This is a genomic window from Pseudoneobacillus rhizosphaerae (assembly GCF_917563885.1).
Classification (GTDB): domain Bacteria; phylum Bacillota; class Bacilli; order Bacillales; family Cytobacillaceae; genus Pseudoneobacillus; species Pseudoneobacillus rhizosphaerae.
The window spans coordinates 1-4,076 of record NZ_CAKJTG010000058.1; the positions used below are offsets into that span (position 1 = coordinate 1).

Below are 4,076 nucleotides of genomic sequence, written 5' to 3' on the forward strand. Positions count from 1 at the left end.
TTCGGGTCGTAAAGTTCTGTTGTTAGGGAAGAACAAGTACCGGAGTAACTGCCGGTACCTTGACGGTACCTAACCAGAAAGCCACGGCTAACTACGTGCCAGCAGCCGCGGTAATACGTAGGTGGCAAGCGTTGTCCGGAATTATTGGGCGTAAAGCGCGCGCAGGCGGTTCCTTAAGTCTGATGTGAAAGCCCCCGGCTCAACCGGGGAGGGTCATTGGAAACTGGGGAACTTGAGTACTGAAGAGGAAAGCGGAATTCCACGTGTAGCGGTGAAATGCGTAGAGATGTGGAGGAACACCAGTGGCGAAGGCGGCTTTCTGGTCAGTAACTGACGCTGAGGCGCGAAAGCGTGGGGAGCAAACAGGATTAGATACCCTGGTAGTCCACGCCGTAAACGATGAGTGCTAAGTGTTAGAGGGTTTCCGCCCTTTAGTGCTGCAGCAAACGCATTAAGCACTCCGCCTGGGGAGTACGGTCGCAAGACTGAAACTCAAAGGAATTGACGGGGGCCCGCACAAGCGGTGGAGCATGTGGTTTAATTCGAAGCAACGCGAAGAACCTTACCAGGTCTTGACATCCTCTGACAACCCTAGAGATAGGGCGTTCCCCTTCGGGGGACAGAGTGACAGGTGGTGCATGGTTGTCGTCAGCTCGTGTCGTGAGATGTTGGGTTAAGTCCCGCAACGAGCGCAACCCTTGATCTTAGTTGCCAGCATTCAGTTGGGCACTCTAAGGTGACTGCCGGTGACAAACCGGAGGAAGGTGGGGATGACGTCAAATCATCATGCCCCTTATGACCTGGGCTACACACGTGCTACAATGGATGGTACAAAGGGCTGCAAAACCGCGAGGTTGAGCGAATCCCATAAAACCATTCTCAGTTCGGATTGCAGGCTGCAACTCGCCTGCATGAAGCTGGAATCGCTAGTAATCGCGGATCAGCATGCCGCGGTGAATACGTTCCCGGGCCTTGTACACACCGCCCGTCACACCACGAGAGTTTGTAACACCCGAAGTCGGTGGGGTAACCGTAAGGAGCCAGCCGCCTAAGGTGGGACAGATGATTGGGGTGAAGTCGTAACAAGGTAGCCGTATCGGAAGGTGCGGCTGGATCACCTCCTTTCTAAGGAATATATACCGTGACTAAGAGTCACATACTTTTTAAATCTTTGGTTTGTTATTGGGTTGGTGTTTAGTTTTGAGAGAGCAATTCTCTCCCTTAGCAATGGATATTGCTATTTTTGTTCCTTGAAAACTAGATAATCGTAAGAAGAAGGCAAAAAGTAAAACCATAATCGCCATTTTAGTTTTTATCTCTTATTAAAGAGAATTAACCTTTCGGTTAAGTTAATAAGGGCGCACGGTGGATGCCTTGGCACTAGGAGCCGATGAAGGACGGGACTAACACCGATATGCTTTGGGGAGCTGTAAGTGAGCTTTGATCCAGAGATTTCCGAATGGGGAAACCCACTGCTCGTAATGGAGTAGTATTGTTACCTGAATACATAGGGTAATAAAGGCATACCCGGGGAACTGAAACATCTAAGTACCCGGAGGAAGAGAAAGCAAACGCGATTCCCTGAGTAGCGGCGAGCGAAACGGGATATAGCCCAAACCAAGAGGCTTGCCTCTTGGGGTTGTAGGACACTCAACATGGAGTTACAAAGGAACGGGGTAGACGAAAAGGTCTGGAAAGGCCTGTCAAAGAAGGTAAAAACCCTGTAGTCGAAACTTCGTTCCCTCCTGAGTGGATCCTGAGTACGGCCGGACACGTGAAATCCGGTCGGAAGCTGGGAGGACCATCTCCCAAGGCTAAATACTCCCTAGTGACCGATAGTGAACCAGTACCGTGAGGGAAAGGTGAAAAGCACCCCGGAAGGGGAGTGAAAAAGATCCTGAAACCGTGTGCCTACAAGTAGTTAGAGCCCGTTAATGGGTGATAGCGTGCCTTTTGTAGAATGAACCGGCGAGTTACGATTACATGCAAGGTTAAGTTGATAAGACGGAGCCGCAGCGAAAGCGAGTCTGAATAGGGCGAATGAGTATGTGGTCGTAGACCCGAAACCAGGTGATCTACCCATGTCCAGGGTGAAGTCCAGGTAACACTGGATGGAGGCCCGAACCCACGCACGTTGAAAAGTGCGGGGATGAGGTGTGGGTAGCGGAGAAATTCCAATCGAACCTGGAGATAGCTGGTTCTCTCCGAAATAGCTTTAGGGCTAGCCTCACGTAGTAAGAGTCTTGGAGGTAGAGCACTGTTTGGACTAGGGGCCCTCATCGGGTTACCGAATTCAGACAAACTCCGAATGCCAAAGACTTATCCGTGGGAGTCAGACTGCGAGTGATAAGATCCGTAGTCAAAAGGGAAACAGCCCAGACCACCAGCTAAGGTCCCAAAGTTTACGTTAAGTGGAAAAGGATGTGGAGTTGCTTAGACAACCAGGATGTTGGCTTAGAAGCAGCCACCATTTAAAGAGTGCGTAATAGCTCACTGGTCGAGTGACTCTGCGCCGAAAATGTACCGGGGCTAAACGTAACACCGAAGCTGTGGATTGACATCGATGATGTCAGTGGTAGGAGAGCGTTCTAAGGGCGTTGAAGCTAGACCGTAAGGACTGGTGGAGCGCTTAGAAGTGAGAATGCCGGTATGAGTAGCGAAAGACGGGTGAGAATCCCGTCCACCGTATGCCTAAGGTTTCCTGAGGAAGGCTCGTCCGCTCAGGGTTAGTCGGGACCTAAGCCGAGGCCGAAAGGCGTAGGCGATGGACAACAGGTTGATATTCCTGTACCACCTCTTTATCGTTTGAGCAATGGGGGGACGCAGAAGGATAGGGTAAGCGCACTGTTGGATATGTGCGTGTAAGCAGTTAGGCTGGTAACGAGGCAAATCCCGTTACCGTGAAGGCTGAGCTGTGATGCCGAGGGAAATTTAGTACCGAAGTTCCTGATTCCACACTGCCAAGAAAAGCCTCTAGCGAGATAAATGGTGCCCGTACCGCAAACCGACACAGGTAGGCGAGGAGAGAATCCTAAGGTGTGCGAGAGAACTCTCGTTAAGGAACTCGGCAAAATGACCCCGTAACTTCGGGAGAAGGGGTGCTCTTTGGGGTGAATAGCCTCGAAGAGCCGCAGTGAATAGGCCCAGGCGACTGTTTAGCAAAAACACAGGTCTCTGCGAAGCCGTAAGGCGAAGTATAGGGGCTGACGCCTGCCCGGTGCTGGAAGGTTAAGAGGAGGGGTTAGCGCAAGCGAAGCTCTGAATTGAAGCCCCAGTAAACGGCGGCCGTAACTATAACGGTCCTAAGGTAGCGAAATTCCTTGTCGGGTAAGTTCCGACCCGCACGAAAGGCGTAACGATCTGGGCACTGTCTCAACGAGAGACTCGGTGAAATTATAGTACCTGTGAAGATGCAGGTTACCCGCGACAGGACGGAAAGACCCCGTGGAGCTTTACTGTAGCCTGATATTGAATTTCGGTACAGCTTGTACAGGATAGGTAGGAGCCTGAGAAGCCGGAGCGCCAGCTTCGGTGGAGGCATTGGTGGGATACTACCCTGGCTGTATTGAAATTCTAACCCACGCCCCTTATCGGGGCGGGAGACAGTGTCAGGTGGGCAGTTTGACTGGGGCGGTCGCCTCCTAAAATGTAACGGAGGCGCCCAAAGGTTCCCTCAGAATGGTTGGAAATCATTCGTAGAGTGTAAAGGCACAAGGGAGCTTGACTGCGAGACCTACAAGTCGAGCAGGGACGAAAGTCGGGCTTAGTGATCCGGTGGTTCCGCATGGAAGGGCCATCGCTCAACGGATAAAAGCTACCCCGGGGATAACAGGCTTATCTCCCCCAAGAGTCCACATCGACGGGGAGGTTTGGCACCTCGATGTCGGCTCATCGCATCCTGGGGCTGTAGTCGGTCCCAAGGGTTGGGCTGTTCGCCCATTAAAGCGGTACGCGAGCTGGGTTCAGAACGTCGTGAGACAGTTCGGTCCCTATCCGTCGTGGGCGTAGGAAATTTGAGAGGAGCTGTCCTTAGTACGAGAGGACCGGGATGGACGCACCGCTGGTGTACCAGTTGT

2 rRNA genes are annotated in these 4,076 nt (G+C 52.1%); both read left to right on the top strand.

The annotated features are described in order from the left end of the window. Positions 1–1,125: ribosomal RNA gene (locus LRP83_RS23045) — 16S ribosomal RNA — on the top strand; the annotation flags it as partial. Positions 1,126–1,342: 217 nt separating this feature from the next. Beyond that, a 23S ribosomal RNA gene (locus LRP83_RS23050) occupies positions 1,343–4,076 on the top strand; the annotation flags it as partial.